Below are 25,575 nucleotides of genomic sequence, written 5' to 3' on the forward strand. Positions count from 1 at the left end.
CTCAAAGCATACAATAAAATACTTCCGATTCTGCTGGCGCCTGCCGTACACCGCCGTGACAAAAGCAACGCAGGGATACTGTACACAGTCCAGAATAGGGACGGCGGCTTGGCACCACCAGCAATCCACTAGTCCGATGCTGTGGGACTACCTATGGCTGGACTACAAACTTGGGACTCTCACCACTCGGGATTTCTTCGCGTTTACGCGGAAGAGGAGATCAATAATTACGCACAGGTTCGGCGAGATTCGATCCGGCGAAGACTGTAATCGTCACGAGCACGAACGCGATCAGTGAGAGATTCGGAATCGTGAGTCCGAGCATCGGAGCCTGCCACTGGACGACTGCACAGGGGCCAGCAAGGGTACATGAAGCCGTCGTTGCTTGGAGCACGGAGTGATATCCCGCGATTAAAGCACCCACCAAGGATAGTGGCACAACTGTTCGCCAGACCGTGTTGTGACTCTCGAGGGCGGCAACACCGAGAACGACGACGAGCGGATACATGAGGATACGTTGGTACCAGCAGAGGGTACACGGAATGAGATCGAGGCCGAGACTGAACCAGAGGCTTCCCAAGGTCGCAACCGCCGCGACGACTGTCCCACCTGCAAGCCAGAATCGTCCCTCGGACATCCATGATTCAGTTTGATTCAGTTGCATCTTCGATCAACTGTCTTGTTCGCTCTTCGTTCCCGAGTGGATTGACCGTCGTGCCATCGATGAGGAGCGTGGGTGTGGCGTCGACACCGGCATCGCTTGCAGCACTGTCAGTCGCCCGAAGCGCGTCGTCGTACTGATTTTCTTGGATCGCCGTGCGGATCGACGCTGTCTCGGAGACGCCTGCGGCCTGAGCAAACTCGACCAATCTCTCGGTGGTCGCCCACTGGTCGCTCTCGGGTGGCTGATTCCGGAACACGTATTCGTGAAACGCCCAGTACGAAGCTGGGTCGGTGTTCCAGACGGCTAATCCGGCCTGCCCGGCTGCCGGTGCATCGGGGCCCAAAAATGGGTCGCCACCGAAATATGCGAGATTGCGGAACTCGAGCGCGATCGTTCCTGGTTCCACGTAGTCCGTCACGAGTTGTGAGAGCATCCCCGTACTGAACTGGGCGCAGTACGGACACTTCCAGCTCCCGAAGTATGTCACCGTGACATCGGCATCAGCGGATCCCATCGTCGCATACCGGAATTCGCTAGGCGAGTCAGGAATTGGGGCAGTGGCGACGGCACCCGCATCACCTCCAGCATTCGCGCCGCTATTTGGTTCAGTACTCGTATTGTTAGAGAGAGCGGTGGCGCCGATCACGACACCGGCAGTGGCGGCACCACCACCGGCGAGGAGAAGTTGTCGGCGGGTCAATCCTCCGACAGCAGCTCCGACACCTCCCTCGGAGAGCCGCTCTGAGAACGTGAGTGAATCAACGGCTGTATCCGCCCGTTTGTAGTCCACACGTGAGAGGTCATCGGGATGCGCGGCGAGCCAGTGTCTGTAGAGCTGCTCGTCAGTTTCGTCACCGAGTTGTTCACCACAATAATGGCAGGCGCTGTGAGCGTTCCATGTGTGGTCACGCGCTGCTCCAGCTGTTTCGAATTGATCAGTACAGATCGGGCAGGTATGAGCAGTCATTCGTGATCACAGCTCCAGGTGGCAGATTTCATAGGCACCGTGCTGTTCTCTCATAGTGAGCTGAACCGTCGGTATCTGTGGCATTTTTATACGCAAGGTGTCATTAGTGGCGGAGATATGCGACGAGGCAGGTCGTCAGGAGACAGAGGAGAATGAGGATTGCCACGCCCAGGTGGGTCGTCACAATAATCGGTTGGAGATTTTCCGTGACAGTCAATCCTCCGAGGATAACCTGTAACGGAAGGAGGGCGAGAGCGGCCGTGGCCGACCATTTGATAGTCGGGGTATTCCGGTGTTTCACCCACGCTCCAAGGGTCGTGCCGACGATCAGAACTCCGGCCGTCATCGCCAGTCCACGGTGAGCCCACTCTGCGAAGATTTGTAGTGCAGAGTATGGCGAGTTAGCAATGATCTCGGGTTGAAGGAAGGGAACCCACGTCCCGTAGCAGGTTGGCCAATCGGGACAGGAAAGTCCAGCACCGATTGCACTAGTGTAGGCTCCGAGAAGCATCACGATATACGTCACTAGTAGCGTGAAACCGGCGACATGCCTGTACTCGACCGGAATCCTTGAAATCGTGGTTCGGACGTCGTGCCAGCGGAGTCGGACTTGAGACATAATAGTGGGTGGATAGTCTAAATGGCGATATCCCAAGTTGATATCTTGGAAACAAAGTGGTAGGCCGAATTCCTACTGAATGGGACACCGCCCGATGTTCATCCCTGAGTATGTCCATGGAATTATCAAGGAAACTCGCCGTTGTGGGGAAACCCAAATGCGTCAACATTATCATGTCCAAAGAACACACTCGAGAACAGCCGGCAGAAGAAAGTGCCTGTGACGAGACGTCTGTCAACGACAATATCTGTCCCGAATGTCAGGGTCAGATTACCCGGAACGCCGATAGTAGTGAAGCGGCCTGCGAAAGCTGTGGCCTGGTTTTTCAAAGCGATCCAATCGATCACGGCCCAGAATGGCGCACATTCATGTCAGACGATCGGGATGAAAAGGGTCGAGTCGGTGCCCCAATGACGCAACTAATACATGACAAAGGATTAAGTACAAAGATTGGCTGGCAGGATCAAGATTCGTACGGACACGCAGTTCCCGAGCGCAACCGGTTTCAACTACACCGCCTTCGGATGTGGGATGAGCGGTTTCGAGCAAAAAATGCGGATGAGCGGAATCTTAAGCAAGCACTCGGTGAAATTAGCCGAATGGCATCTGCTCTGGGAATTTCAAAACCGATACAGGAAACTGCCAGTATGCTCTATAGGCGTGCTGTAGAAGAGGATCTGCTACCTGGCCGATCAATTGAGGGGATGTCAACTGCATCATTATATGCAGCTACTCGGAAGCATGGAACTCCACGACCACTTGATGAATTTGCTGTGGTGAGCCGTGTTGAAAAGATTCGGATACAGCGAGCGTATCGATACCTGTCACGTGAACTCAATTTGGAGATTGAGCCCGAAAATCCGGCCCAATATATACCTCAATTTGCGTCAGCACTTGACATAAGCGACGAGGCAGAACGCCGCTCTCGTGAACTCCTTGAAGTGGCAACAGAGAAGGGAATTCATAGTGGAAAGAATCCGGCAGGAATGGCTGCTGCTGCTCTGTATGCAGCAACCCACCTAACCAACGAGAAACAGACTCAGGAAACCGTGAGTGAGATCGCCCATGTTAGTCAAGTAACTATTCAAAATCGGTATAAGGAACTTCTAGAGGTGTACTCGGAGCATGACTAATTTGAAGCCTGTAAGAACAACGTGCTCCTACAAGTAGAATTAAAATGGATAGAGTATTAGCTTTAGTAATAAACGATTCTGTACACAAATCAATAACTAGTTCCAAGAGTTCCACGGAATTGCTGGAGAATGACCAATTCTACGAAAGATAAGATTTTTCAGGAGACGGTAATCGAACAATGGAAGACAACTCAGTACCGGCCGAAGATAAGCCGGCACTACAGGATGTGCTCGATGCACTTGATGATCCTGATTGTCGATCCATCCTTCGAGAAATTCATGAACCCATGACAGCAAAAGAATTGAGCGAAATTTGTGACATCCCGAAATCAACGCTGTATCGTAAGTTAGATCTTCTCAGTTCTGCTTGTCTTGTCAAAGAACAAGATACGATCGGAACCGAGGGAGGACGAGTAACCTACTATGAGCGATCATTTAATGATGTGATGATTTCTATTGATGATATGGGTGATTTTTCAGTGAATATCCAACACAGATCACGATCTACCGATAAACATCTTGTAGACATCTGGTCGATGATGGGAGATGAAATATGACTGCCATTGTAACGGCGATCGCAGTCGTCAAGTTCGTCATCCTGATTCTTGGTGGTAGTATTACGTATATTGCATTTAAAGCGTATCGACACACAGGTGAGGAGTCACTACAGATGATGGGCGTTGGTTTCGGGATTCTTACACTAGGAGCCGCTCTGACCGGTATAGCAAATCAGTTATTTTCTGTTGGGTTGGCGCACGTTGTACTCATTAATAGCTTGTTTGTCGCTTCAGGCCTCGCAGTGATCGTATACTCTCTGTATATCCAGAAATAATCGCGATAGCAAACGATTGACCCAGATTAGTCGTTATACTCTGTACTGGCGGTTGAGATAGAACTGCTCAGTGGAATCCGCAGAAGACGTCGAAATTGGGCTACTCTGTGCTCGGCTCAAGAACACTGCGGAGAGAATTCAGAGTTAGTACTTAGCAGAGAGGGAATAGATCGAGACCACTGAGAGGATCTATCCAACTCCTCGACGTCGAATCGCGAAGTAATCGTCTTTTTAGAGATCGTGATCCTTGTGCCGTCATCGGATTCAACAGAGCAGAACAAAGCCGAAAAACAGTGAGTGCGTTTATGACTCTCAGAAGAGGTAGAACAGCGGAAAAATGAACACCCAGACGATGTCCACGAAGTGCCAGTAGAGGCCGAAGTATTCGATCGGCCGCTCGTCGTCGAGGTAGTGACCCTGATACGCCCTGACGAACAGGAAGATAGCGATCAGGAGGCCAATGACGACGTGGACTCCATGGAGCCCCGTTGTGACGTAGTAGATCGACGCCTGAATCGGGTCACCGTGGGCGTTGGCCGAAATCGTCACACCACGTTCAAAGATCTCTTTGTTCCACTCCCATAGTTTGATGCCCAAAAACGCAAATCCAAGTACAATGGTTGTACCGAGGGATGCGAGCAATCCTTTCCGGCTTTCCCGGCGAGCGGCCACCAGCGCCAAAATCACGGTGAACGATGAGGTGAGCAGGACGAACGTGTTGATCAGTCCTGGAAGTGCATCCGTCAGCGGCTCCCAAGTCATCCATCCAGCGTTGTACCGGACGAAGATAGCTGCTGAGAGGAACGCGCCAAAGACGATCACGTCCGACGCGATGAAAAACCACACTCCCAGTTTTACTTTTTCAACGCTTTCAAACGGCCATCGCTCTGCAAACTCGGTCGGTGGAGCGTAAAAGTCTTCGAGCCCCCACTTCACGCCGGTCCATATAACTCCGACTAATCCGATAACTATGAGTATCGGGTATATCGGGTTTGAGATTGTTACGCCCGTCGATGCGAGCGATTCACCCAGCTCGAAGACAACATTATCGCGGAACCCGGTGAGGCCTAGGAATAACACACCAACAGCTAGCGAAAGAGCAAGCGGCCAGATACTTGCGTGGCTCGGATGCTTATCCCAGTATGGGTACTTTTTGATATGCTTTGGATGTGTGTCACCACCGTCAGTAGCCCTGTTCCCATCCGTGTCGGTCTTTACCGCAGGACCACCGTCCGGAACATAGTCTTTTACGAACTCCAGCTTTCCAGAAGCATACGACGGCCGGTTCGGCCAATTCTCTAGCGGCGGCGGCGAGGAGACCGCCCACTCTGCCGTCCGTGAGTAATCCCATGGGTTCGCCCCAGCATCAGGACCGGAAACGTACGACTTCGCAAAATTATAAAACATGATGAAAAAGGAGAACCCGAGGACGAATGCACCGATTGTGCCGAACTGATGGTAAATCTGGAGCTCAGGGTTGTACTCGAAGACGCGGCGAGGGGTTTCCCATCCGAGGAACATTGAGAAGTAGACGGCATTAAATCCGATGAAAAACAACACGAAATGGATCTTCCCAAGAAGTTCATTATACATCTTCCCAGTTATTTTTGGGAACCAGTAGTACGCGGCACCAATTAGTGCCGTGGCACCGCCAAACATAACGTAGTGGAAGTGTGCGACCACCCAGTAGGTGCCACGGAACTCGTAGTCGAGGACGATAGCACCGAGGAACACCCCGGTAATGCCACCGAGAATGAACAACAGTAGCGCCCCGAACGCAAAGAGGAACGGCGTCGTAACCTGAATACGCCCCTTAATCAGTGTATAGATCAGCGAGAACACGATCAGGTCAAAGGGTAACGAGATTCCGATCGTTGTTGCCATCATCAGGGTCTTGATTTCCAAATTGATCGTGGTGAGGAACATGTGGTGCATCCACACGAGGAACGACTGGACCGAAACAAGACAGATAGCAATGATAACCCATTTTCGGCCGACAAGCCGGCGTCCGGAAAACGTCTGGAACAACTCCAACATCGCACCAAGTGCAGGGAAAAAGACGATGTACACTTCTGGATGTCCGAAGAACCAGAACAGATGCCCCCACAAGAGGGACCCACCCTCAGTGGCCGAGAAGTAGACGCTCCCTAGTACACGGTCGGACGCCAAAATAAGTCCCGCGGCAAGCAGCGCAGCGAACGCGAACAGCATCATCCACACCGTCGCAAGGATGGTCCAAGTGAACATCGGCATATCCATGATACCCATCCCTTCGGCTCTGGAGTGATGAATTGACACAAGGAAATTCACTGAAGAGGCGGTGACCCCAATAGTGAACATTGCAAGCGCGAGTATCGCTCCCGTCGAACCGATGCTCGGCGTGTACGCGGGTATGTTGAGCGGTGCGTATATAGTCCATCCAGCGCTCAGTGTGCCGCCCTGAAAGAAGCTGATTGATAACAGCACGCCAGAGAACAGATACATCCAATACGAGAGTGCGTTCAGTCGCGGGAACGCAAGGTCATCGGCGCCTATCTGGAGCGGGACGAAGTAGTTCGCGAACCCGAAGGCAAACGGGGAAAGGAACCAGAACACCATTATCAGCCCGTGGGCTGTGACCGCTTCGTTATACGCGAGCCCAGACAAGATTTGACTCGTCGGCTCCCACAGCTGGATGCGGATCAACAGCGCGAGCACGCCGCCGAACAGCAGGAAGAACAGCGCGGTGATCGTGTATAAGATTCCGATATCCTTGTGATTCGTCGTGATGAGCCAGCGTTTCACCGAGCTCGTGGGTGGAAGATCACTCATACAGGGACACCTCCGGTGGGCGCGGCGTCGATGCTGGATGCGTTCGTGCCGCTAGATGCGTTTTTACTTTGAGTTCCAGCGTACCACTCTTCCCACTCCTCTTGCGGGAGCACCGTGATTTGACCAGTCATCGCGGAGTGACCGGCACCACATAGCTCAAAGCACTCAACCCTGTACGTTGCTTCGCCTCCCTGTTTTTCCACTTGTTCAGAACTTACAGAAAACCAGACATTGCTGTACTCTCCGGGGATGGCATCAGATTTTATCCGCAACTCCGACGATCCGAAGTTGTGCCACACATCGCGTGAGGTCACATTGAGATCAACACGCTGATCGGCCGGCACGATCATCTCGCCGGTCGTGGTGTGACCATTCGGGTACTCGTACTCCCAGCCGAACTGGTACCCCTCAACGAGAATCTCAATGTCACCCTCGTCGCTCGTGTCGGGCCCCTCTTCGACGTAGAGGAGAAGCCCATACGCGTACACCACGAGGCTGATGACGACGATCGCGCTCAACCCGAACGACAGGAAGAGCTTCTTGGCTTTGGGACCGCCCTGTCCTGTCGGAAGCTCTCCGACTGTGGGCGCGTCGAAGTCCGCTTTTGGTTCACTCCCATCGTCACGGTACTTATACACATTCCACAGTGTGTACGTGACGACAATCGTACCGACGAGCGTCCCGAGTGTGAGGAAGACGAGAAAGATCTCGTCAAAGACCTCAGCCTGTGCCCGCCAGTCACTTCCCTGTTGTAGGACGGTTGGGTTTATCATACGTGTCTCACGACTCTTGCGGGGCGCTTCACGAGGATTCACTTATTACTTTGTTTCGAATGCGTTATTCAATCCGATCACGGCGCCAAGACACTGTTGCCGTCTATCACGAATAGGATATCAAGTACGTCGACGACGAAAAATCCTCGCGGGACCGCATCGTCCTCGGTCACGAAAAACACCTCAACGCATCTACCTACGATACGCAGCTGGTCCGAGCTGTCGAGAGTATATTATTTCGCTTTGACTGGAACAGGAGCGACATCCGACACGAGCTCAGTGGAATACGTGTAGTTGATTTCACGGACTGGGTCTGACCTCCTCCCGATTTTGAGTTGTAAACTCGTGACGAGGGGAAGGAGTGAACAGGAAGAGGAACCACACGGGCTCGCAGTAAAGGCCGAACTCGACGACTACTACGAACAAGAGATCAACCACGGGCGGCTCTATCCAAACCTCGACGACCTCGTCAACAAAGGACTGCTCGAGAAAGGTGAACTCGACAAGCGGACGAACGTGTACACGGTCACGCAACGCGGATTGCGGGAGATCGAGGCGCGACGTGAGTGGGAAAGTCAGTATTTAGAAGACGTGAACGCACCCGCTACGTCGTAGAATCATTATAAAAGCGGGACTGCTTTACCCACTTCCCACGAATACACAGTAAGATGGCTCGGCTCGTCTTCTATCACCACCCACAGGCCGAGAATTTCTCACTCAAATATAGCTCGGCATCGGTAGCAGAAATCCTGTCTCAGCGAGAGCAATCCGACGAGTCGACAAAACTCATCGGGTACCCCTTCGAAACACCGGTCTATGTGCTCTACGAAGGCGATTCAGAGATCGAATCTGCCCAAGATATCGACTTCGATCAGGAATGGCTAAGCGACCGTATTCGTGACCTCCCCCGTCCTGGGCAAGTTGTCGCCTTCCGGTTAGTGGAGTTGCTCGAGGCAGCTGTCGATGTTCGAGATGAGGATGAGTTTCGGCTCTACAAGGAGTTCGAACCGCAAAAAATCCAACAGGCACTCGATCACGTGTCCTGGGGAGCCCCACTTCCGACCGTCGCTGGAGAGGTGATGTCAAATTTGATCCTCCGCCATTCCCTCCCGAATGCGAATCATCGAACTGGCATCGCGATGCTGCAGTTCTGTATTGAGAGTGTGGACCCGGATTTTGAGATGCCACGAACACACGTCGACGACGATACCTGGCGAGAGTGGGTCGATCCCTACATCGTTGATTCCAAGCGGCTCATCACGGTCCGCCGGAATAACCTCCGTTTCAAGCAACTCGAAGACTTGGACGTCGACGTCGTTGAACGGAAAGACGGGATCCAAATCCGATTAGCCGAGTTCGAGCTGGATATGCACTGGCGAGAAGCCCTCTCAGAATACGCTGAGCAGCACGAATCGCACTGTACGGACTTCGCTCAGGCGGTCCTCCAACGCGCAGAACGGGACGATCTGCTCGCTCGTCAGGGACCCACGAAACAAGAGTTCATCACGTATCTGGAGGACGGACTCGTCGAACGAGACTTCAGAGAAATGTTCTGATCAGTCGCGAAGCTCAGCGACCGACTGACCGACCTCACGGACGTGTTCACTTCGCTCGAGGTCAAGTTCCTCAGCGAGGTAGTCAACTGTCTCTTCCAGGCTCATATGCGAAGAAAGTCCGCGAAGAGGTATAAACCTAGTGCTGAACGCTTCAGCACAGGCTGGTTGTAATCAATCCATCATCTACCGAATACGAGAATATCGATAGCTGTCTTTGATTCGGCGATGGTGATACTTTCCGTGAGAGGATGCCGCCATCAGTCCTTGATAGATTCTCTTAGGGACGTTGTAGTATTGATAGACTCGGCCACTGTGGAATTCGATCTCGAGGGTGTTCGAACTCTGATCGTAGCCGACACTTTTCAGGTTACTCGACGAAACGGGTGTTCGGTTCATAGCTGTGGGATATAGCGGGCTACCGTACTCTTGATACGAGCGAGTAGGCTATCCTCTTTGGACGAGTCAGCACCTTCAGGTTCAGCCTTGTCCTCGGCTGGCTCTTTCTCGACGACAGCATCGAGACCCAGTTCTGCGACACTCCCCGTCTCGACAGTCGACGGCGTTGTCCGATAGAGTCCTGTCTTCGCTATTGGAACGCCACGATCGCCGGCAGCTGTGAACGCCCCATTACAGAACTGGCAGTCGGGAGCAGCCTCTGCGTCGCTCACAAGGCGGTCTGAAGTTGCGCTGTACGTGCCGGTTCGGAATCCGTGCCGGTCGGCGAGGAGTCCCGTGAGGAACCGGTGCAGCGCGAACGTCAACCGTTGTACTGGTTCCTGATTGATCGTGATGACCGACGGTTGCTCTCCGGCAACGAGTTCAAGCCCGTACTCGAGATTGTCTTCGTCTTCGCCTTCGGCATCAATTCGATCTTCGTTAATCGCATCCAAGCAGTCCAGACACGCCCGGTTCGCGCCGGACACCTGAAAGCTGGTCGCGATGCTTCGGAGTCCAGCGTCGTCGTCAACATCGATATCCGTGCCTGCGTTGAACAGTGGCCGAAGGTACTGCTGGGCGGCCTCCGACACGAATCGACGTGACGTGGCGGTATCGGTGCCAGTGACAATCACGTCTGCAGCGACGACCTGTTCCAGAGCTCTCGGAGCCTGTACTTCCTCGTGGATGCCGTGATAGTAGATCGACGGATCAATATCGGAGACAACGCGGCCCAAGACCTCCGCCTTGGGCGTCCCACATCCGTCGATGGCCTCGGCCCACGCAGCTGGGACGACACCATCCTCGTCGGGCGTCCGCTTGGGATCACCAGCATCAGCCGGGCGTGCGCCGACGATTCGCGAGCGGTTGGATTCTTCCACGACGTCGGGATCAACGACCGTGATTGCGCCAACGCCGAGGTGAGCGAGCGTCTGGACTATTGGTGCACCAAGTCCACCAGCACCGACTACGGCGACGTGAGCGTCCCGTAGCCGATTGTTACCGCCGTCTCCGTGGAGCAACGCCTGCCGGTCGCGCATCTCGTCGTCACGGTTTGAAACCGGAGAGAGTCGTGAATCCGTCGTCCGAATCCGCTCTAGTTCACGGTCGTGAATAACAACGAGTTCATCAATCGGCGACGCGGCGGCCGTAATTGGCTCATGCCTGATCGTCGGGACGTCAGAGAGCCACGCCCGGCCGGTCAGACCTCCTTGGCCAAAGATGAGGCTTCCGTGCGGACCAGCAGTTCGACCGGTCAGTGATGCCATATGGGCCGGTTCGTTCTCGTCGTCGGTGCCGGAGTAGCACGGCTGGCTCGAGCGGGGATGGCTATGGCACATCAGGAGGGCCATATCGTCGAGATACCGGTGGTCAGTCTCGCTCCCCCGCATCATCGACCGTATCGTTGTGTGATCGAATCGGACGATTCCGGTCGACTGGTCGAGATATTCATCCCGATCCAGCAGGTGAACCTCTCGAATGAGATACTCGAAGACCCGCTGCCCACGATGAGTGTACTCCTGTGTACCGGCAACGAGATAGGCGGCATGTTCTTTCGGACAGTTCTGCTCTGGACGTACGAGGTGCTCGCGTAGCCGCTGGTAGTCGGAGCCTCGGATCCGAACCCGTATCCGGTCAGCGACCGGCCACTCGTGATCAGGGTCTTCTAGCACAGAGCGAAGCCAGTGAGATACTCGTGACCTGCTCCCCGTCGCCCGCTCTCGGCTGCCGTCAGTCTCATGTCCCTGCATAGATGTATTATCGGAGGGGTGATCGCCAGCGGGAGGGGTCGCGTCAGTCACCCTGTCGGAGTCGTCCGTTCGCGACGGTCTCCAGATACCACTCGAGATCGGTCTCGTAGGGTTCCCACTCGATACCGTCCAGTTTGTTGATGTGCCAGGAAAGAGCCAACCAGCCCCGGACTTGGTCGTCGCGAGATTTCCGAAGCTCGCCGCCTCCTTCAAGCCGGAGATCCTCGTCGACGTAGACCCAGTCCGGAGCCTTCTGGGGGTAGTTCTCGTGGACGCGGATCATCACGTCTGTCGTGTCCGCACTGTAGGCATCCGACGGGATCTGGTAGTCCCGAACGGTGACGTGGACGAACTGCGCCTCGGCCTCGGTATCGACATCGACCTCGTGGTTTTCTCGAAGGGCTTCGATGTCCGCTGCGAGCACGTCGTCGAGCTGGGTGCTCCCGTAGGCAGTATCAACGGGGATCGCGTCGAAGACGTTCTCTTCGGCGAGGTTGATGTCGCTGTCTTTGGGGACTCGATCGTCCTCGTCTGGAGGGTAGAGGACGTATTGGTTGGGATCGTACTCGAACGTGCGCAGCAGTTCGATCGGCTCGATGTACTGCTGATCGAGTACTTTCGTTTCCCCACTGACGGTCACCTCGTAGCCGTCAGTCTCCTCGTCATCCTCATCATCATCACCTTCATCAACATCTTCGAGCGCCTCGTCAAGACCGTCCTCGACTTCTTCAATGGCCTCTTCGAGTGCTTCGAGTTCCTCGGCGTAGCTAACATCGAACCCAGCCGCGTCCTGGAGGGTGTCGATGTCGTCTTGTGCTGACTGAATGTAGTCGGCTGCCCGATGGAGCGCGTCGTAGCGGGATTGATCCTCGTCGGTATCTTGAGCCTCGTCGATAGCGTCCTCTGCGGCTTCGAGTGCGGCACGGAGGTCGTCGGCCGTCCCTTCGTCGAGAGACTCGAGCTGATCGTTCAGTCCTCGGTAGCGGTCTTGGGCATGCTGAGTTGCTTCCTCGAGATCAGTTGGTTGCATGCACTTTCGCCTAACAGCGTCATCCCCTTAAGCACCACGCGGACTCTACCATCAGTAGCAGCATTGAGCGCACAATCCGCACCAAACGCATAAATCACAGAATCCCCAACAGCGAGACATGCGCCCCAGTGAACGAGTCCATATCGCGCCACTCGGGTTCGAGCGCGATCGTGTTGTCGAGGCTGCGAAACAATTGAAAGCTGATCGATTAATCCTACTCGAATGGGGTGAAGGGGAACGACCGCCATTTGTCGAGGAGCTGTATGAGGATATCGAGGCGGCTGGGATTGACCGAGAGATCCGATCCTGCAACATTTTCGATCTGTATGAGGTTGTCCGGGTAACGGCACGAGAGATCCAACAGCACGCAGATGATGACGTGTTCGTGAACATTGCAACCGGGAGTAAAATATCCGCAATCGGCGGGATGATCGCGTGTATGGTAACCGACGCTGTGCCGTACTACGTCGAGCCAGAACGATATGGTGAAAAAGACGCTCAACGGGTCAAACCGGTTTCCCACGGGGTGAAGAACATCAAGGAACTGCCGGCGTACCCAATAGATGCCCCCGAGACACAGCTCATCTACGTGATGGAGTACATTTACCGAAATGGCCCGGTCACGAAGAAGGAACTAATCGACTTCGGCCAGGGGAACGGTAAATCAATCCCAGCAGGAACGCCCGCGGAAGGGCTGCCATTCATAACGGACCACGAGGCAGACTCAGACCGAGCTCGCTACCGATTACTCGAAACGCACGTACTAGAACCACTGGCCGAGAAAGGGTTCATTCAAACCAAAGAAGTGGGTCGAAGGACCGACGTAGATCTTACCGAGGAAGGAGAAAATACACTTTCCGCGTTTAGACACCTCATCGAAACGTGACCAATTCGCTCAGCCGTCTACCGAATCGACATCTTCGAGAGCTTCTGTAGCGACATCACCTAACTCGCCAGCTTCGATATGCGAATACCGTTCACGGACCATTTCCTCGGAGTTGTCGAGATATCGAGCCGCGACGGTATACCCGAACGCGCGGACTAGCACCTCGCCCATCCCACGACGGCCACCGTGTGGAGCAAGGTAATCGTGTTTCGGATGTTCGATGTCGATCTCTGCAGCCTCCGAAAGCCGTTGGAGAATCGACCGTGCACCGTCCGTCGTGATTGACGGCGGCCGGATATCCTCATCGAGCGCCAGCAGGAGGTCGCGAGCGTACTCATCACGCCGCTCAGCAATTGCCTCTGGGGGTTCCCCTCGGTCGGCGAGCTCTTCCCGGACGAGCTCCGCGAGCGTCCGTTGGTCGAACGTCGGAAACACCGGCCACCGCTCCGTCGCTGGGTCCATCAGCTGACGATAGCTCCGCAGCGGCGAGATCACCGGGTCGGGGAGGCTGGCGGCGTCCCACTGCTGTTTCTTGCGGTAGACGTCCATACTCCCGTCGTCGAGGGAAAGGTCCTCCCAGCGAACGCCGCGCCGTCGCGGATCGTTCGGATCCCGGAGTAGCTCCCCGACGCGGACGGCGGTGTACGCGAGGACGAACACCAGCGCTCGGTCACGAGCGGCTTTCAGCGCCGCGTAGCGCGCTCGCTGCTTGTCGAGGGGGTCAGTATCCTCTGGAAGGGTCGTGTACGCCTCGACGGCGTCGCGGGCCTGTTCGTCGACGTGGCGGGTGAGGGCGTGGCGCTGTTCGGACGTCCAGGCCTGCTGGTCACCGGGCTTGCGGCCGTCGTCCTCGGGCAGCGGCGCCATCGCACTGGCCCGCTGCGCGTAGTGGGCCTCTAGATAGCCCTCGTTGACGCACCAGCCACACCATGCAGAGATATAGCGGTAATAGGTTTGTACCGTGTTCTGCTTGAGTCCCCGATCTCCACTGAGATGCCGGGCGTACTCCCGGAACACGCGGTCGTCGAGATCGTCGAAGGTTGGCTCACGGTCGACGTCGTCGGGGACGATCCCGGTCCAGTCGTCGTCGCCGCGGTCGCCGGCGACCCACTCGGCGAACCGCTCGAGCTCGCGGGCTGCGTTACGTCGATAGTTCCCACCGTCCCCACCGCGGCCTTTCCCCTTGTCCTGGAGGTAGCGCTCGAAGGAACTCGCGAGTGACTGATTAGTGCGTTCTCGAGGTGTCATCGTTCCTCGTTCGCGTACTGGTAAGTCGGACGGACGTCCTCGAAGAGCGTTTCGACGATTTCCCAGAGGATCAGGGAAGGAGTCTCGTATTCAAATGTGATCCCCCAGCGGTCCTCCGTATTGGCGGCAGAGTACTGGAAATGCGCCCGTCCGAGATTGGGATGGTCCTCGTCCTGGTGCCAGCCGGCGTGAAAGCCCGTGTTCGGATCGGTGTAGTTGATACGGAACCAATCGTGTGGGTCCTGTCGATACCACTTGACGGTCAGTTCCGGCGAATCAGGGCCCGTTGGGGGATTAAGGCGGGCTGGATCAAAAACCGCCCGCAGCTGCTTGGCCTCGATATCATCAGGAACGTACTCGACGGCCGTGATCTGGGGGACACGGTCGAGGACGTCCCGCTTCAATTGGGCGTAGAGGTTCGCGTTCGAATCACCACCTGGATGCGGGACCGACATCCGTTAGCTGCTGGCCTCAGCGGGCTCTGTCGTCGGAGCGAGGAAGTCCCATTCGCGGATGGCGAAGCCAACGATCTGGATACGCCGTTGAAGGTGCTCCCACTCGCGGGCGATTTCACGGCGCCGATCTTCCTCGTCACTGTCAAGAGACTCGTCAGCGAGCGTTCCGCGAAGCTGGTTCGGTGACTCGACGCCGAATTCGTCCTCCCAGTCGCGGATCTGGGTCTTCATATCCGCGAGCCGGTCCGTAAGCTCCTCGACAGTGTGTCCGCTGTCTCGAAGACGCATCGCTTCCTGCATCGCTTGGCGGCGATAATCAGGGTAATACGTCGTGTGAGTACCGCTCTCGTCACGGTGGAGGATGCCGTCGTCGACGAGTCGCTCGAGGACGCGCTTAGTTGGTTCGTGTGACCAGCCCGCTTCGGAGGCGATCCAGTTGGCCGTCTGTGGCTCCGACAGCTGCCGAGCAACCATCCGCACGCGGTCTTCACCCGTGGTCTGGCGTTCCATCAGGCCCTCGGAGTTCGATTCATTTTCGGTCATACAACATCGTTCGGGCTTTGTCTTAATATAGGTTGAGGTAATTAGTCCTATATCGAATTAACTTCTTCGCCATCGCCCTGATCTCAGCTGAGGGTAGCCAGAGCAAACTCGGATCCCGGTCTTGGCGGCTCTACCCCGGGGAAAGCGCCGTCGTGAGGTGGTTGAAGCATTCGTGCTTCACCGACGGCAGCGGGGTACTTCAAAGTGGTCGTGATTATTGGAGTAATCAGGACCACCAGTGACAGAAGTCTCATCTCCTATATTCCTGCGATAGAGGGGTTCTACTCACTAATAACCGAATATGAGTCAATGATAAATCGTATGCCGCTATACCAAAATCGCAACCGGCGGTTGCCCACAGTTTCGGAGGATAGGCTAGTTTTGGATCGAATCGCCATCAAGTCGTGGTGATTCTCAGCAGTCGGGGATCGATTTTGAATCCTTACTCTCGAACTACCGGACGAGCGTACGAAATTGCGTGGATTTTGGCGCTGCTGAATACGGTTGTCACTCTTGAGCGGCGGACCCAGCGAGAGCTCAGCCGATTAGTCGTGCGGGATCAACGCCGAGGCAACGAGCTCAACACACTCACCCGCAGTAATCACAGGCGCGTAGTCCATTTCCCCGTCGACACCTGCTTTCAGCAGGAAGTCGGTCAGCCGCCAGATATTGTACAAGAGGACCGCGAACACGAAGTAGAATAGGCGAACACGGTAATCTTTCGAGGAGGTCTTCGCGAGAAAATCACCTTTGATCGATTTGTACTCACTCTCGATCTGCCACCGGCGGCTGTAGCGCTGACAGAACGTCTCGGCTTCCTCGGGACCGACTCGGAGATTTGTCGCGAAGACGGCCGTTCCCTCCCCACTCGTCGACGGCACGTACAGGAGTCGCATTGGATGCGATCCAGATTCCACATGGATAGAAGCCGACTCAACAGCCACCTCTTGGTCGTCTTCCTCCATTTGTTCAAGTACATCCCGTTCGGAGCTGGAGACCCGCTTCGGAATGAGGTAGTTCACATCGAGATTTGAGAGCGTCTGGAACACTTGTATCGAGTCAAACTCTCGGTCACAGAGTACTGTCTCGATTGGAACGTGTTCTTTCGCTCGTCGAACGAGCCGTCGCACAGTACGATGGATCTGATTCGACGGGTTCTCATCCCACTCAGAACTCTCTCGCACTGGTTCGACCGCGAGAACGAGCGGAATGTTCTGCCCGATGATCGAGAGCGTCGCAAATTTGAACGCTCGACCGTCTCTATCCTTCGTCCCGCTGACCATCGGCATGTCCTCAACGTCCCCATAATAGGGGATAGTCGTGATATCGATCGCAGCGGTAACCGGCCGACGGAACGATGTTTCAGAGGCGATCACGGAGAGTAAGCGATCCATCGTCTCATTGTACCCGTTCATAAGCCCTTCAGGATTGAACTGTTTGACAGCGCGGAGATGGGTGTCGCCGTGGGGTCCATACTCTTCACCACGACGGTACTGGAAGCGAGTCGCTCCCTGTGCGGTGCCACAGTGAACCATCCCCATGAACGTCTGTAGCTCAAAAAATTGTGTGTCCTCGTACGAGGCGTTCGACGCCCGACCAGAGTCGAAGTGTCCAAATGCGTGATCACGCGCGAGGCGCGTTGTCTGAACAATCTCTTCCTGTGAGAAGGATTCGTCTTCTACTGAGTCTGCGGCTTCCTCAGTATCGTTGAGGATCTCTGCCTTTGGCCGAACCTCGGGCGCTGAAATGTCGCGATCGTGGACTTCCTTGATGACGAAGTGGGCGGCAGCGTGGATGTATTCGTGAACGGCGTTGTCGAATCGATTCCGCCACGCCCGCGAGAATGCTGATTCGTCAGGAACACGGCCGAATCCGAAGATTGTGGTGGCTTCGGGTTGTCGCGTCAATCGACGTGTGAAGGCTGCGTAGGAGTCGCCTGTGATCTCCATGAAAATGAACGAGAGCACCATCGCGCGAAAGGAAAGCGGGGCAGGATGCCACGCTGGATACTCGTCTTCGATGGCATCGATTGATTGATCGAGACGCTCGAACGCGGTGACGAGGTCAGTTTCAGGGAGATTATTTCGGATAGCTATCCCAATCTGATACGCTTCGCACAGATAGCGCACTCGTGGACTCTCACGAGGATGCGAACCGCCAGAACCACTCATGCGAGGTATTGGGAAAGATTACAAAATCAACGCTTCGGAGCTTGGTAAGGGTTTGTGGATAGTCTATAATTCAGCTGCTGAGGTCTATAACTAAACCTTCGTGTCCGTGTTCGTGCTGTACAACGTTTGGCGGCTCGTGGACTTGTTGGTCAAACTCGTCATTAATGGCGAGAACTCGACATAGGCACCGCGTGTGGACGCGAACCAAGTCTTGACAGTGGCAAAAAGTACTACAGTCTCGACTCGCCGGACTAACGACAGATGTCGTTGCGTGTCTACTGCCTGCTGAGCGGCGGCACTGTTTGTTGACCGCTTCTGAATCAGAGTTATCACACCCTCGTTCTCGACGAGTACGTCGTCGAAGGACACGTCCCTGACGAGGTCATCGCGGCAATGCTCAACGAAAACCCGGCGATCGACGGCATCTCGTTGCCCGGGATGTCGGCCGGGTCGCCGGGGATGGGCGGGACGAAGTCCGGCTCGTTCACCGCCTACGCACTCGGTGGCGGGAAGACAGGTGAGGTGTACGCCGAAATATAGGTGCCTGATCGAGTGAGCACCTGGTCAAGATACTTTGGGACGGCGGACGACGGTCTGAACGATGATTAGACGACTCCTCCACGACATCGGATATGTGATCGCATATGTTCTCTTTGTCGGCGCGAATACACAGGAATCGGTCGTCAAGCGTCTCCGCGTGGCGTACCGAATCGTCGGCGTCCGGATCGTCGAGACGCCGCAAGTCGATTCAGTTGAGCGGACGATCTTCCTGTGTCCATACCGGAATTTGGCTGCCAACTGGTTTGGTGAGAAGTGGATTTGTCACGACATTCTCGACCGCGTTGACGACGGATACGTGACGTATCTCCGCCGGCACAAAGGAATCGACTACCAGCGCCCCCGCGGGTGTACCGACCTCGCATACTGCGACGAATCCGAGTACTGTTACTCGGAGGTTTCCGAACTCGAGTAGGTTACCGATGGACCAGTCCCCTCTCCGCGAGCGAATCACCGACCAGTTCTCGTATCCAGGCGAGCGAGCCGACATCTGGCGAGCGTTCGACCTGCTGCTCGAGACTGACGCGTTCCTCAACCTCGGCTACTCCGAGTGGTACCAGCCGCACGTCGTCGGATCGAGTCAGCGCCGCCTCGTCACGGAAGTCGGAGCGAGGCTCGCGTCGTACCTACCCGCCACGGATGGCGTTCGCCTCCTCGATGTTGGCTGTGGCCGGGGCGGTCCGGCGATCCATCTTGCCGATCAGTTCGGTTTCCGCGTTACCGGACTGGACCTCGTTCCGTACAACATCACGCGAGCAACCGAGAACGCACGCAGGAAGCACGTCAAGCCCGAGTTCGTCGTCGGCGATTCGACACAGCTCCCGTTCACGACAGATTCGTTCACCGCGTGTACAGCCATCGACGCGCTCGTCTATCTCCCCGACCGGAACAGTGTCTTCGCCGCGGTCGCGGATGTTCTCGAACTAGCAGGGGTTTTCGTCCTCTCTGACCTCATGATGCAGTCCGACATGAGCGAGACGGAACGAGCGTTCGTTGATTCGTTTGCAGCGACGTGGGATATGCCGTCAGTCGGCACTGTCGAGCAATACAACGCCGCGCTCGACGATGCGGGATTCGAACTCGAAGCGGTCGAAGACATCACGCGACACAGTGTCGGGCAGTTCCGGAAGTGGACGACGCTGTACCTCCAACTCCTCAGGACTCCGGTTCGCTCGCTTCTCGTACGACTGTTGCGAGCGTACGACCTCGATCCATCGGCCATCACCGAGCAGGTACGGGCTGCCCATCACGCGCTGCCGTTCCTCCAGCACGTCATCATCGTTGCAAAGACGCGATTTCGTCGCCACTTACACAAGCTGAGAGAGTATCGAGGCCTCGCGTCGGCGTTTGAGCGTTCCACGGACGATTGGAACGACCTGCGGGATGGTCTCCAGTCGCGTGTAATCGACGAGTTCGAATCGCTCGTCGTCCCGGAATATCTCGTGGGTGTTGCGATTCAGGTGACAACCGCCAGCGACAGTGTGCCATGCAGGCGCGAGTACGTCGTGGGCGATACCCACGGGGCCCTCCCCGCGGACGTGCTCGAGGAACCGGAACTCGCCACCTGGCTTCAGTACCCGTGCAACCTCGGAGAGCGCAGTATCGAAACCGGGGATGGTGCAGAACACGAGTGATGCGATGACGACATCGAACGAGTCGTCCGCGAACGGGAGTGTTTCCGCCCCGGCACTCTCTATCTCGATATCGAGTCCCAGTTCGCGAGCTCGTTCGACTGCTTGCCGGCGCATGTGGGGGTCTGGCTCAATCGCGAACAGCGTGAGATCGTCACCACCAGTAGCGGCTTCTGCGAAGTACGGAAACATCGCGCCCGTCCCCGTCCCGAGATCCAGAACATGCCCGGACAAGTCGTCCACGAGGTAGCGTCGATGGTCGGCAAGTACGATTCGCTCCGCTGGTTTCATCACCGGATCGTACAGTCGTGCGAACATCGGATGAGACGGGTCAGTCATCTGTTTTCCTCCCGTTCAGTTTCTGAGATATTTCTTGCATGTTTTGACTTAGTGCCATGTCCATGTGTTGCGTACCACTGCGACTCGGGCCACTGGAAACCGCCTTCACGGTAGACATCGAAAACGCCCCGCTCGATGTCGTCTCGTATGATGTCAGCGGTCGTCTCGTCGACGCTCACGAAGTGACACAGCGGGTGGCCCGGATATGCGACTGCATTTTCAAGGATCCCCACGACGAGGCCAGTCGACGGCGCACGAACGACTTCGACTTCGTCTTTGAAGTGATCAGAAATCGTGAACAGCGGTTCGCCATCTTCAACGAGGGGGTGTGGGCCCCACTTCATCTCGACGAGCCCACCAGTGTCGGCGCGGAGCCACGTCTTCTCACCATCACGGGCGATGACGCGTGTCCAGCCGGGCCAGGAAACCGGTTGGTTGGGAAGCACCTCGTGTTCGGCGAGGACGCTCGCGACGCAGTGGAGCGCTCGGTCGAGGTGCGCGGTCTGGAATCGATGGGCGCGCCCCATCTCGACCGTGACCGTGGGGATACCGTCCTGACAGGCCACGCGTCGGAGTGTCCCTCCTGAACCCTCGCCGTCGAGGATGACGCTCGTGCCGAACGCGCGGGCGAGTCGTTCGACAGCGGGGTCGTTCATGTCGGCGCGGACGTGATACATTGTCGTTCGGTTGCGCGTCGACGTGTGGAAGTCGAGACCGAAGTCACACTTCGAAACGAATTCCTCGTAGATGGCGTTGGCGAGTCGTTTTGCGGTCGTACTCCGTGAGTTGCCGGGGAACGAGCGATTGAGATCTTCGTCGTAGATGGGGATATAGCGCTGTTGGGCGAGAAAGCCTGGTACGTTCAACACGTGCAGGCAGACGAGCGCTCCGTGAATGTCCTCGGGAGCGTAGTGGCCCGCGACCTCCTGGATTATTTTGATGCCGTTGAGTTCGTCGCCGTGAACTGCTGCAGTCAGAAAGCCTGTGGGTCCAGATCGTGTGCCGTTGATGACCGTGACCGGAATCTCAATCGGATCGTCGTTAAATGTCGTTCCGACGGCGTACCGGAACTGAACCTTCCTGCCTGAAGGGACCACGCGGTCCCCCACTTCGAGCGACTGGTGGCTGTCGACAGTCATGGATCATCTCTCCGTGAGGTGTTGGTGCGTTCCTGTGGTTTTTGTTGCTGGTTCGGACGACCGATGAATCTGGGAACTGACTCACGGTACGTTTCGTACGCTTCTCCGTACTGTTCGCTGAGCCACGGTTCCTCTGCGAGCGGTGCAAGCAGGAACCAAGCGATACCGATTAGGGCGAGTACCGCCGTCATCCAGGACCCAGCGAGAATCGCCCCGCCGACGAGCATCGCGATGTAGCTGACGTACTGTGGATTCCGAGAATACTGATATGGTCCAGCGGTGTTCAACTGCCCTTCGAGACCGGCACTCTCGTGGAATCCGAGCCGCCACACAGCCCAGAGCGAGACGGTGGCACCGACCAAGAGCAACAGGAGACTGGCCATCTGAATCAGTATCGATGGCCGGTACCAACTCCACAAGTCGAGATACGCAACACCGAACAGACTGCCGCCGTAGACGACCCAGGCAGTCCAGCTGAGCCAGAACGTCCAGTTGCGTGTGCCATGGGGCCAGAACCGGTGAGACTGGCTCTGGATACTCACGAGAAGCCCACAGAGAAGTATTCCTCCGGACAGGAGGCCCAGACCGAACAGCGATGTCGTGATGACGGGCATGGTTGTAATAGTAGGCTACGCAGCCACCGAGAGATCGACGTTCCGCAGTCTGCGCGCATTAATCGCGACGATGATCGTCGACAGCGACATGAACACGGCACCGATCGCCGGTGAGAGGAGGATGCCGATGGGCGCAAGTATCCCCGCTGCCAGGGGAAGCGCGAATACGTTGTACCCGGTCGCCCAGACGAGGTTCTCCTGCATCTTCCGGTAGCTCGCCTTCGACAGCCGGATGAGGCGGACGACATCCAGGGGGTTGTTGTCGACGAGGATGATGTCGCCTGACTCGATGGCCACGTCCGTCCCCGAGCCGATGGCGATGCCGACGTCGGCGCGGGTGAGCGCGGGGGCGTCGTTGACTCCGTCACCGACCATCGCGACCAGCTTCCCCTCTGATTGGAGTTGTTCGACCTTCGTGTCCTTCTCCTCGGGGAGGACCTCCGCGAAGTACTGGTCGATGCCGAGTTCCTCCGAGACAGCCCGTGCGACGTCCTCGGAGTCACCAGTCAACATCGCCACCTCGATGTCCATCGCGTGTAGCGCCTCGATAGCCTGCCGGCTCTCTTCGCGGATGACGTCCGCGAGGGCGAATGCTGCGACAACTTCGGATTCGTCGTGAACCAGGTAGATAACCGTCTCTGCGTTCGAGCCAGCTTCCTCCGCGAAGGCAGCGATGCTGTCGGACCGTTCGATACCGAATTTCTCAATCAGGTTCGGTCCACCGATATGAACCGTCTCTCCGTCCACGGTGGCTCTGACGCCGAGACCGCGGAAATTCTCGAAGTTCGAAACGCTCGCTCGCTGGATGTCCCGTTCCTGGGCGGCGTCCCGGATGGCGCGAGCGATCATGTGCTCGGAGTCACCCTCGACACCAGCGGCGACTTCGAACGCTCTCTCTTCACTCCAGTCACTTGCCGTCTCGACACCGACGACGCCCTGTTCGCCCTTCGTGAGTGTCCCGGTCTTGTCGAACATCACCGTGTCCAGATTACGGGATTCCTCCATGGCAATGCGGTCGCGGATGAGCATCCCGTTCTGCGCAGCTGTGGAGGTGTTGATCGCGACGACGAGGGGAACAGCGAGCCCGAGCGCATGGGGGCATGCGATGACGAGGACCGTCACGACGCGTTCGAGGACTGCAATGTTGAATCCGACCGCGACGACCCACGCGACGGCCGTGATAGCAGCGACAGCGAGTGCAACGTAGAACAGCCAGCCTGCGGCCCGGTCGGCCAAGAGTTGCGTCCGTGATTTCGACTGTTGGGCTTCCTCGACCAACCGCATGATACCCGCTAGCGCTGTTTCGTCGCCGGTCTTCGTGATGCGGACCCGGAGGCTCCCGTCCTGATTGACCGTGCCAGCGACGACTTCAGATTCGGGTTCCTTGCCCACAGGGCGGGACTCGCCAGTGATCATCGACTCGTCGACCGAGGACTCGCCCTCGACGACCTCACCGTCTGCAGGAACTGACGCACCCGGCCGAACGAGAACAACGTCGCCTTCGCCAAGTGTGGAGACGGGGACCTCTTCCGTATCCCCGCTTTCAGTGACGAGTTCTGCAGTATCGGGCATAAGCCTCGCGAGCTCGTCGAGCGCGCCGGAGGCTGCCCGGACCGACCGCATCTCCACCCAGTGGCCCAACAGCATGATGTCAATCAGCGTCACGAGTTCCCAGAAGAACGGCGTCGTCCCCTCGAGGAACAGACTCGCAACCGAATAGACGAACGCGACGGTAATCGCCAGCGAGATGAGCATCATCATCCCTGGCTCGCGAGTCTTCAGTTCGGTACGTGCCATCGAGAGGAACGGCACGCCACCGTACGCGAAGACGATCACCGCGAGAACCGGCGTGATCCAGACGCTGCCGGGGAACGACGGCGCAGTGTACCCGAAGACATCCTGGATGAACTCGCTGAAGAAGATGACTGGTAGTGAGAGTACGAGCGACACCCAGAACCGCCGGCGAAACATCTGCTCGTGACCAGTGTGATCCGTGTGTCCGCTATGATCGTCGTGTCCGTCCTCGTCGACGTCTGCACCGTGATCGTGCCCGTCGTGAATAGGCTCTGTCTCTGCAGAAGGTGGCGATTCAGTGTCGGCGTGATGGTGACCGTGTTCGGTGTCGTGATCGTGCTGTGCGTGTTCCTCCGTGGAGTCGGATTCAGTACGAGCCTCGTCCCCTGTCGCGTGAGCATCGTGTTCTGGGGAATGTGAGTGCTGCTCGGATGTCGCACGAGCCGTTGGACGCGCTTCTTCGTCTGCGTGTAACTGGCAGACTCGGCAGCAGTAGACGGGGCCGTCGGTCTGGGGAGATGTCTGAGAATCCGATACATCCGCATCGGATTTCTCGTGATTTGGATTGTTGCTCATTTATTGTGTATTGGTGCCGTCCCCCATGATTTAGTCCTGCCCCCGACATCGCGAAGGAGGTCAAGAAGATCCGGAGTCGAAGGAACGGCTGGGCCTCCGGTGACGACGGTTCGGTGGTTCTCAGACGTCTGCCGTATATCCAGCGTCTTCGATGGCCTGGACGAGTGCCGTGACGTCAGCGTCGCCGTCAACGTCCGCCTGCCCGGACTCGTGATCGGCGCTCGCATCAGTTACGCCGCTAACCTCCCGAAGCGCATCTTCGACAGTCTGTTCACAGTGCCCACAACTCATCCCTTCGACGGTGATGGTCTGACTCATATCCAATAATGAATAGGGGCTGTTGTTCTATGTGGTTTTCTGCTTAGAATCCAAAGTTTGTTAGGCCGTAGATCGGTGGTGTCGAAGGCATTTCGTGAGCAACAATAATGTATTCTGCGAGCCGAGGCATCGGTATGCGCAACTTGGATGAAACCGACCTGGAAATTCTCTCGTTACTGGCTGACAATGCTCGCCGCCCATTCAGCGATATTGGTGAGAAGGTCGGTCTTTCGGGGCCTGCCGTTTCCGATCGAGTCAAACGATTACAGGAGGCGGATGTCATCAACAACTTCACGATCGATGTCAATCGAGCCCATCTCCGGGCCGGTGTTCCAGTGTTTATCCAAGCCGAGATCGGCCCGGGAGTACTGGAGGCAGCCCGTACCCGGGTTCGCGAGTCAGACGGCGTCGAACACGTCTTTACGACATCCGAGGGAGACCTTTGGTTCTACGCTCGCGTCGAAGCACAGAACATTCGTCGGTGGGTGAATGGACTCTTCGACGAGATCGAGATGACGGAGTATACAGTCACACTCGTCGACGACATCGAATGGACACCATCTGTCGATGGCGTCGAATTCGCGCTCACGTGTGCTGAGTGTGACAATACCGTCGATAATGAGGGGGAGACGACGCGAATCGACGGCGAGATCTACCACTTCTGCTGTCCATCCTGTCTTGCACGGTTCGAGGACCGATACCAGCGATTAGAAGAAGGCGCATAACGGGCCT

At 56.4% G+C, this 25,575-nt stretch carries 27 protein-coding genes and 1 pseudogene; 11 read left to right on the forward strand and 17 right to left on the reverse strand.

The features are described 5' to 3' along the window. Window positions 1-220: 220 nt before the first annotated feature. The 3 genes from Hrr1229_RS16570 to Hrr1229_RS16580 form a co-directional block, all read right to left on the reverse strand. Complete coding sequence (locus Hrr1229_RS16570; protein ID WP_123115111.1) at window positions 221-637, reverse strand: disulfide bond formation protein B; 417 nt, start codon at window positions 635-637, stop codon at window positions 221-223. 7 nt (window positions 638-644) lie between these two features. Next, the gene (locus Hrr1229_RS16575) at window positions 645-1,631 is read right to left on the reverse strand and encodes a thioredoxin domain-containing protein (protein ID WP_123115112.1); all 987 of its coding nucleotides are present in this window, start codon (window positions 1,629-1,631) and stop codon (window positions 645-647) included. Between the two features lie 103 nt (window positions 1,632-1,734). After that, the gene (locus Hrr1229_RS16580; protein WP_123115113.1) at window positions 1,735-2,250 is read right to left on the reverse strand and encodes a COX15/CtaA family protein; all 516 of its coding nucleotides are present in this window, start codon (window positions 2,248-2,250) and stop codon (window positions 1,735-1,737) included. 170 nt (window positions 2,251-2,420) lie between these two features. Between Hrr1229_RS16580 and Hrr1229_RS16585 the strand changes: the two genes are divergently transcribed. From Hrr1229_RS16585 to Hrr1229_RS18300, 3 genes are all read left to right on the forward strand, one after another. After that, window positions 2,421-3,383 (forward strand): TFIIB-type zinc ribbon-containing protein, encoded by a 963-nt coding sequence (locus Hrr1229_RS16585; RefSeq protein ID WP_255212620.1) that lies wholly within the window; start codon window positions 2,421-2,423, stop codon window positions 3,381-3,383. 179 nt (window positions 3,384-3,562) lie between these two features. Then, window positions 3,563-3,940, forward strand: coding sequence for a helix-turn-helix domain-containing protein (locus Hrr1229_RS16590; RefSeq protein WP_080505342.1), 378 nt, complete (start codon window positions 3,563-3,565; stop codon window positions 3,938-3,940). Continuing rightward, window positions 3,937-4,215 carry a hypothetical protein gene (locus tag Hrr1229_RS18300; RefSeq protein WP_080505341.1) on the forward strand — a complete coding sequence of 93 codons (279 nt, stop codon included), beginning with the start codon at window positions 3,937-3,939 and terminating at the stop codon, window positions 4,213-4,215. Before Hrr1229_RS16590 ends, Hrr1229_RS18300 begins: the two co-directional genes overlap by 4 nt. 312 nt (window positions 4,216-4,527) lie before the next feature. Here Hrr1229_RS18300 and Hrr1229_RS16595 read toward each other — a convergent pair whose 3' ends face one another. Both Hrr1229_RS16595 and coxB read right to left on the reverse strand, forming a co-directional pair. Beyond that, window positions 4,528-7,026 carry a cbb3-type cytochrome c oxidase subunit I gene (locus Hrr1229_RS16595; RefSeq protein ID WP_066419144.1) on the reverse strand — a complete coding sequence of 833 codons (2,499 nt, stop codon included), beginning with the start codon at window positions 7,024-7,026 and terminating at the stop codon, window positions 4,528-4,530. Further along, window positions 7,023-7,799 carry a cytochrome c oxidase subunit II gene (gene coxB / locus Hrr1229_RS16600; RefSeq protein ID WP_123115115.1) on the reverse strand — a complete coding sequence of 259 codons (777 nt, stop codon included), beginning with the start codon at window positions 7,797-7,799 and terminating at the stop codon, window positions 7,023-7,025. The genes Hrr1229_RS16595 and coxB overlap by 4 nt, the downstream gene beginning before the upstream one ends. Window positions 7,800-8,144: 345 nt before the next feature. Here coxB and Hrr1229_RS16605 point away from each other — a divergent pair, with 345 nt between their 5' ends. Together Hrr1229_RS16605 and Hrr1229_RS16610 are read left to right on the forward strand one after the other, a co-directional pair. Beyond that, complete coding sequence (locus Hrr1229_RS16605) at window positions 8,145-8,414, forward strand: helix-turn-helix transcriptional regulator (protein ID WP_255212615.1); 270 nt, start codon at window positions 8,145-8,147, stop codon at window positions 8,412-8,414. 53 nt (window positions 8,415-8,467) lie between these two features. Further along, the gene (locus tag Hrr1229_RS16610) at window positions 8,468-9,355 is read left to right on the forward strand and encodes a hypothetical protein (protein WP_123115116.1); all 888 of its coding nucleotides are present in this window, start codon (window positions 8,468-8,470) and stop codon (window positions 9,353-9,355) included. A 183-nt stretch (window positions 9,356-9,538) separates the two neighbouring features. On the opposite strand, the gene Hrr1229_RS16615 is transcribed toward Hrr1229_RS16610, so the two are convergent. The 3 genes from Hrr1229_RS16615 to Hrr1229_RS16625 form a co-directional block, all read right to left on the reverse strand. Continuing rightward, window positions 9,539-9,751: a KTSC domain-containing protein gene (locus Hrr1229_RS16615; RefSeq protein ID WP_123115117.1), complete on the reverse strand. Its 213-nt coding sequence runs from the start codon at window positions 9,749-9,751 to the stop codon at window positions 9,539-9,541. Continuing rightward, complete coding sequence (locus tag Hrr1229_RS16620) at window positions 9,748-11,463, reverse strand: ThiF family adenylyltransferase (protein ID WP_176329438.1); 1,716 nt, start codon at window positions 11,461-11,463, stop codon at window positions 9,748-9,750. Before Hrr1229_RS16620 ends, Hrr1229_RS16615 begins: the two co-directional genes overlap by 4 nt. A gap of 121 nt (window positions 11,464-11,584) precedes the next feature. Further along, window positions 11,585-12,571, reverse strand: coding sequence for an E2/UBC family protein (locus Hrr1229_RS16625; protein ID WP_123115119.1), 987 nt, complete (start codon window positions 12,569-12,571; stop codon window positions 11,585-11,587). A gap of 118 nt (window positions 12,572-12,689) precedes the next feature. Here Hrr1229_RS16625 and Hrr1229_RS16630 point away from each other — a divergent pair, with 118 nt between their 5' ends. Next, window positions 12,690-13,457, forward strand: coding sequence for a DUF6293 family protein (locus Hrr1229_RS16630; protein ID WP_123115120.1), 768 nt, complete (start codon window positions 12,690-12,692; stop codon window positions 13,455-13,457). 9 nt (window positions 13,458-13,466) lie between these two features. Here the strand turns inward: Hrr1229_RS16630 and Hrr1229_RS16635 are convergent, their stop codons facing one another. From Hrr1229_RS16635 to Hrr1229_RS16650, 4 genes are all read right to left on the reverse strand, one after another. Continuing rightward, window positions 13,467-14,705, reverse strand: a complete 1,239-nt coding sequence (locus Hrr1229_RS16635; RefSeq protein ID WP_123115121.1) for a phage integrase SAM-like domain-containing protein — start codon at window positions 14,703-14,705, stop codon at window positions 13,467-13,469. Then, window positions 14,702-15,160 (reverse strand): hypothetical protein, encoded by a 459-nt coding sequence (locus Hrr1229_RS16640; RefSeq protein WP_123115122.1) that lies wholly within the window; start codon window positions 15,158-15,160, stop codon window positions 14,702-14,704. The genes Hrr1229_RS16635 and Hrr1229_RS16640 overlap by 4 nt, the downstream gene beginning before the upstream one ends. 3 nt (window positions 15,161-15,163) lie before the next feature. Continuing rightward, window positions 15,164-15,703 carry a hypothetical protein gene (locus Hrr1229_RS16645; RefSeq protein WP_123115123.1) on the reverse strand — a complete coding sequence of 180 codons (540 nt, stop codon included), beginning with the start codon at window positions 15,701-15,703 and terminating at the stop codon, window positions 15,164-15,166. Window positions 15,704-16,248: 545 nt separating this feature from the next. Beyond that, a complete protein-coding gene (locus tag Hrr1229_RS16650; RefSeq protein ID WP_255212609.1) occupies window positions 16,249-17,874 on the reverse strand; it encodes a transposase in 1,626 nt (541 codons plus the stop codon). Between the two features lie 315 nt (window positions 17,875-18,189). Here Hrr1229_RS16650 and Hrr1229_RS16655 point away from each other — a divergent pair, with 315 nt between their 5' ends. From Hrr1229_RS16655 to Hrr1229_RS18390, 3 genes are all read left to right on the forward strand, one after another. Next, the gene (locus Hrr1229_RS16655; protein WP_123115027.1) at window positions 18,190-18,414 is read left to right on the forward strand and encodes a DUF411 domain-containing protein; all 225 of its coding nucleotides are present in this window, start codon (window positions 18,190-18,192) and stop codon (window positions 18,412-18,414) included. 61 nt (window positions 18,415-18,475) lie between these two features. Beyond that, on the forward strand, window positions 18,476-18,847 hold the full coding sequence (locus tag Hrr1229_RS16660) for a hypothetical protein (RefSeq protein ID WP_123115028.1): 372 nt from the start codon (window positions 18,476-18,478) through the stop codon (window positions 18,845-18,847). Window positions 18,848-18,854: 7 nt separating this feature from the next. Next, window positions 18,855-20,066 (forward strand): methyltransferase domain-containing protein, encoded by a 1,212-nt coding sequence (locus Hrr1229_RS18390; RefSeq protein ID WP_321169507.1) that lies wholly within the window; start codon window positions 18,855-18,857, stop codon window positions 20,064-20,066. On the opposite strand, the pseudogene Hrr1229_RS18395 reads toward Hrr1229_RS18390, so the two are convergent. The 4 genes and pseudogenes from Hrr1229_RS18395 to Hrr1229_RS16685 all read right to left on the reverse strand — a co-directional run. Beyond that, a pseudogene (locus Hrr1229_RS18395) lies at window positions 20,025-20,402 on the reverse strand (class I SAM-dependent methyltransferase); the annotation flags it as partial. The gene Hrr1229_RS18390 and the pseudogene Hrr1229_RS18395 sit on opposite strands and share 42 nt — an antisense overlap. Next, on the reverse strand, window positions 20,399-21,541 hold the full coding sequence (locus Hrr1229_RS16675; protein WP_123115029.1) for a succinylglutamate desuccinylase/aspartoacylase family protein: 1,143 nt from the start codon (window positions 21,539-21,541) through the stop codon (window positions 20,399-20,401). The pseudogene Hrr1229_RS18395 and the gene Hrr1229_RS16675, both read right to left, overlap by 4 nt. Beyond that, on the reverse strand, window positions 21,538-22,155 hold the full coding sequence (locus Hrr1229_RS16680) for an isoprenylcysteine carboxylmethyltransferase family protein (RefSeq protein WP_123115030.1): 618 nt from the start codon (window positions 22,153-22,155) through the stop codon (window positions 21,538-21,540). The genes Hrr1229_RS16675 and Hrr1229_RS16680 overlap by 4 nt, the downstream gene beginning before the upstream one ends. 15 nt (window positions 22,156-22,170) lie before the next feature. Next, a complete protein-coding gene (locus Hrr1229_RS16685; protein WP_176329440.1) occupies window positions 22,171-24,126 on the reverse strand; it encodes a copper-translocating P-type ATPase in 1,956 nt (651 codons plus the stop codon). Between the two features lie 33 nt (window positions 24,127-24,159). Between Hrr1229_RS16685 and Hrr1229_RS16690 the strand changes: the two genes are divergently transcribed. After that, a complete protein-coding gene (locus Hrr1229_RS16690; RefSeq protein WP_176329441.1) occupies window positions 24,160-24,369 on the forward strand; it encodes a hypothetical protein in 210 nt (69 codons plus the stop codon). Between the two features lie 276 nt (window positions 24,370-24,645). Here the strand turns inward: Hrr1229_RS16690 and Hrr1229_RS16695 are convergent, their stop codons facing one another. Beyond that, window positions 24,646-24,843, reverse strand: coding sequence for a cation transporter (locus Hrr1229_RS16695; protein ID WP_123115032.1), 198 nt, complete (start codon window positions 24,841-24,843; stop codon window positions 24,646-24,648). 134 nt (window positions 24,844-24,977) lie between these two features. On the opposite strand from Hrr1229_RS16695, the gene Hrr1229_RS16700 reads away from it, so the two are divergent. Continuing rightward, complete coding sequence (locus tag Hrr1229_RS16700; RefSeq protein ID WP_123115033.1) at window positions 24,978-25,568, forward strand: AsnC family transcriptional regulator; 591 nt, start codon at window positions 24,978-24,980, stop codon at window positions 25,566-25,568. Window positions 25,569-25,575: the final 7 nt, after the last annotated feature.

Origin of the sequence: Halorubrum sp. CBA1229 (assembly GCF_003721435.2) — an archaeon.
Classification (GTDB): domain Archaea; phylum Halobacteriota; class Halobacteria; order Halobacteriales; family Haloferacaceae; genus Halorubrum.

What these genes read in the sequence shown, in the direction of transcription:
- Hrr1229_RS16570 (WP_123115111.1), bottom strand. Translation starts at nt 637, where the DNA reads ATGTCCGAGGGACGATTCTGGCTTGCAGGTGGGACAGTCGTCGCGGCG.
- Hrr1229_RS16575 (WP_123115112.1), bottom strand. Translation starts at nt 1,631, where the DNA reads ATGACTGCTCATACCTGCCCGATCTGTACTGATCAATTCGAAACAGCT.
- Hrr1229_RS16580 (WP_123115113.1), bottom strand. Translation starts at nt 2,250, where the DNA reads ATGTCTCAAGTCCGACTCCGCTGGCACGACGTCCGAACCACGATTTCA.
- Hrr1229_RS16590 (WP_080505342.1), top strand. Translation starts at nt 3,563, where the DNA reads ATGGAAGACAACTCAGTACCGGCCGAAGATAAGCCGGCACTACAGGAT.
- Hrr1229_RS18300 (WP_080505341.1), top strand. Translation starts at nt 3,937, where the DNA reads ATGACTGCCATTGTAACGGCGATCGCAGTCGTCAAGTTCGTCATCCTG.
- Hrr1229_RS16595 (WP_066419144.1), bottom strand. Translation starts at nt 7,026, where the DNA reads ATGAGTGATCTTCCACCCACGAGCTCGGTGAAACGCTGGCTCATCACG.
- coxB (WP_123115115.1), bottom strand. Translation starts at nt 7,799, where the DNA reads ATGATAAACCCAACCGTCCTACAACAGGGAAGTGACTGGCGGGCACAG.
- Hrr1229_RS16610 (WP_123115116.1), top strand. Translation starts at nt 8,468, where the DNA reads ATGGCTCGGCTCGTCTTCTATCACCACCCACAGGCCGAGAATTTCTCA.
- Hrr1229_RS16615 (WP_123115117.1), bottom strand. Translation starts at nt 9,751, where the DNA reads ATGAACCGAACACCCGTTTCGTCGAGTAACCTGAAAAGTGTCGGCTAC.
- Hrr1229_RS16625 (WP_123115119.1), bottom strand. Translation starts at nt 12,571, where the DNA reads ATGCAACCAACTGATCTCGAGGAAGCAACTCAGCATGCCCAAGACCGC.
- Hrr1229_RS16630 (WP_123115120.1), top strand. Translation starts at nt 12,690, where the DNA reads ATGCGCCCCAGTGAACGAGTCCATATCGCGCCACTCGGGTTCGAGCGC.
- Hrr1229_RS16635 (WP_123115121.1), bottom strand. Translation starts at nt 14,705, where the DNA reads ATGACACCTCGAGAACGCACTAATCAGTCACTCGCGAGTTCCTTCGAG.
- Hrr1229_RS16640 (WP_123115122.1), bottom strand. Translation starts at nt 15,160, where the DNA reads ATGTCGGTCCCGCATCCAGGTGGTGATTCGAACGCGAACCTCTACGCC.
- Hrr1229_RS16645 (WP_123115123.1), bottom strand. Translation starts at nt 15,703, where the DNA reads ATGACCGAAAATGAATCGAACTCCGAGGGCCTGATGGAACGCCAGACC.
- Hrr1229_RS16650 (WP_255212609.1), bottom strand. Translation starts at nt 17,874, where the DNA reads ATGAGTGGTTCTGGCGGTTCGCATCCTCGTGAGAGTCCACGAGTGCGC.
- Hrr1229_RS16660 (WP_123115028.1), top strand. Translation starts at nt 18,476, where the DNA reads ATGATTAGACGACTCCTCCACGACATCGGATATGTGATCGCATATGTT.
- Hrr1229_RS18390 (WP_321169507.1), top strand. Translation starts at nt 18,855, where the DNA reads ATGGACCAGTCCCCTCTCCGCGAGCGAATCACCGACCAGTTCTCGTAT.
- Hrr1229_RS16675 (WP_123115029.1), bottom strand. Translation starts at nt 21,541, where the DNA reads ATGACTGTCGACAGCCACCAGTCGCTCGAAGTGGGGGACCGCGTGGTC.
- Hrr1229_RS16680 (WP_123115030.1), bottom strand. Translation starts at nt 22,155, where the DNA reads ATGCCCGTCATCACGACATCGCTGTTCGGTCTGGGCCTCCTGTCCGGA.
- Hrr1229_RS16685 (WP_176329440.1), bottom strand. Translation starts at nt 24,126, where the DNA reads ATGTTTCGCCGGCGGTTCTGGGTGTCGCTCGTACTCTCACTACCAGTC.
- Hrr1229_RS16690 (WP_176329441.1), top strand. Translation starts at nt 24,160, where the DNA reads ATGATCGTCGTGTCCGTCCTCGTCGACGTCTGCACCGTGATCGTGCCC.
- Hrr1229_RS16695 (WP_123115032.1), bottom strand. Translation starts at nt 24,843, where the DNA reads ATGAGTCAGACCATCACCGTCGAAGGGATGAGTTGTGGGCACTGTGAA.
- Hrr1229_RS16700 (WP_123115033.1), top strand. Translation starts at nt 24,978, where the DNA reads ATGCGCAACTTGGATGAAACCGACCTGGAAATTCTCTCGTTACTGGCT.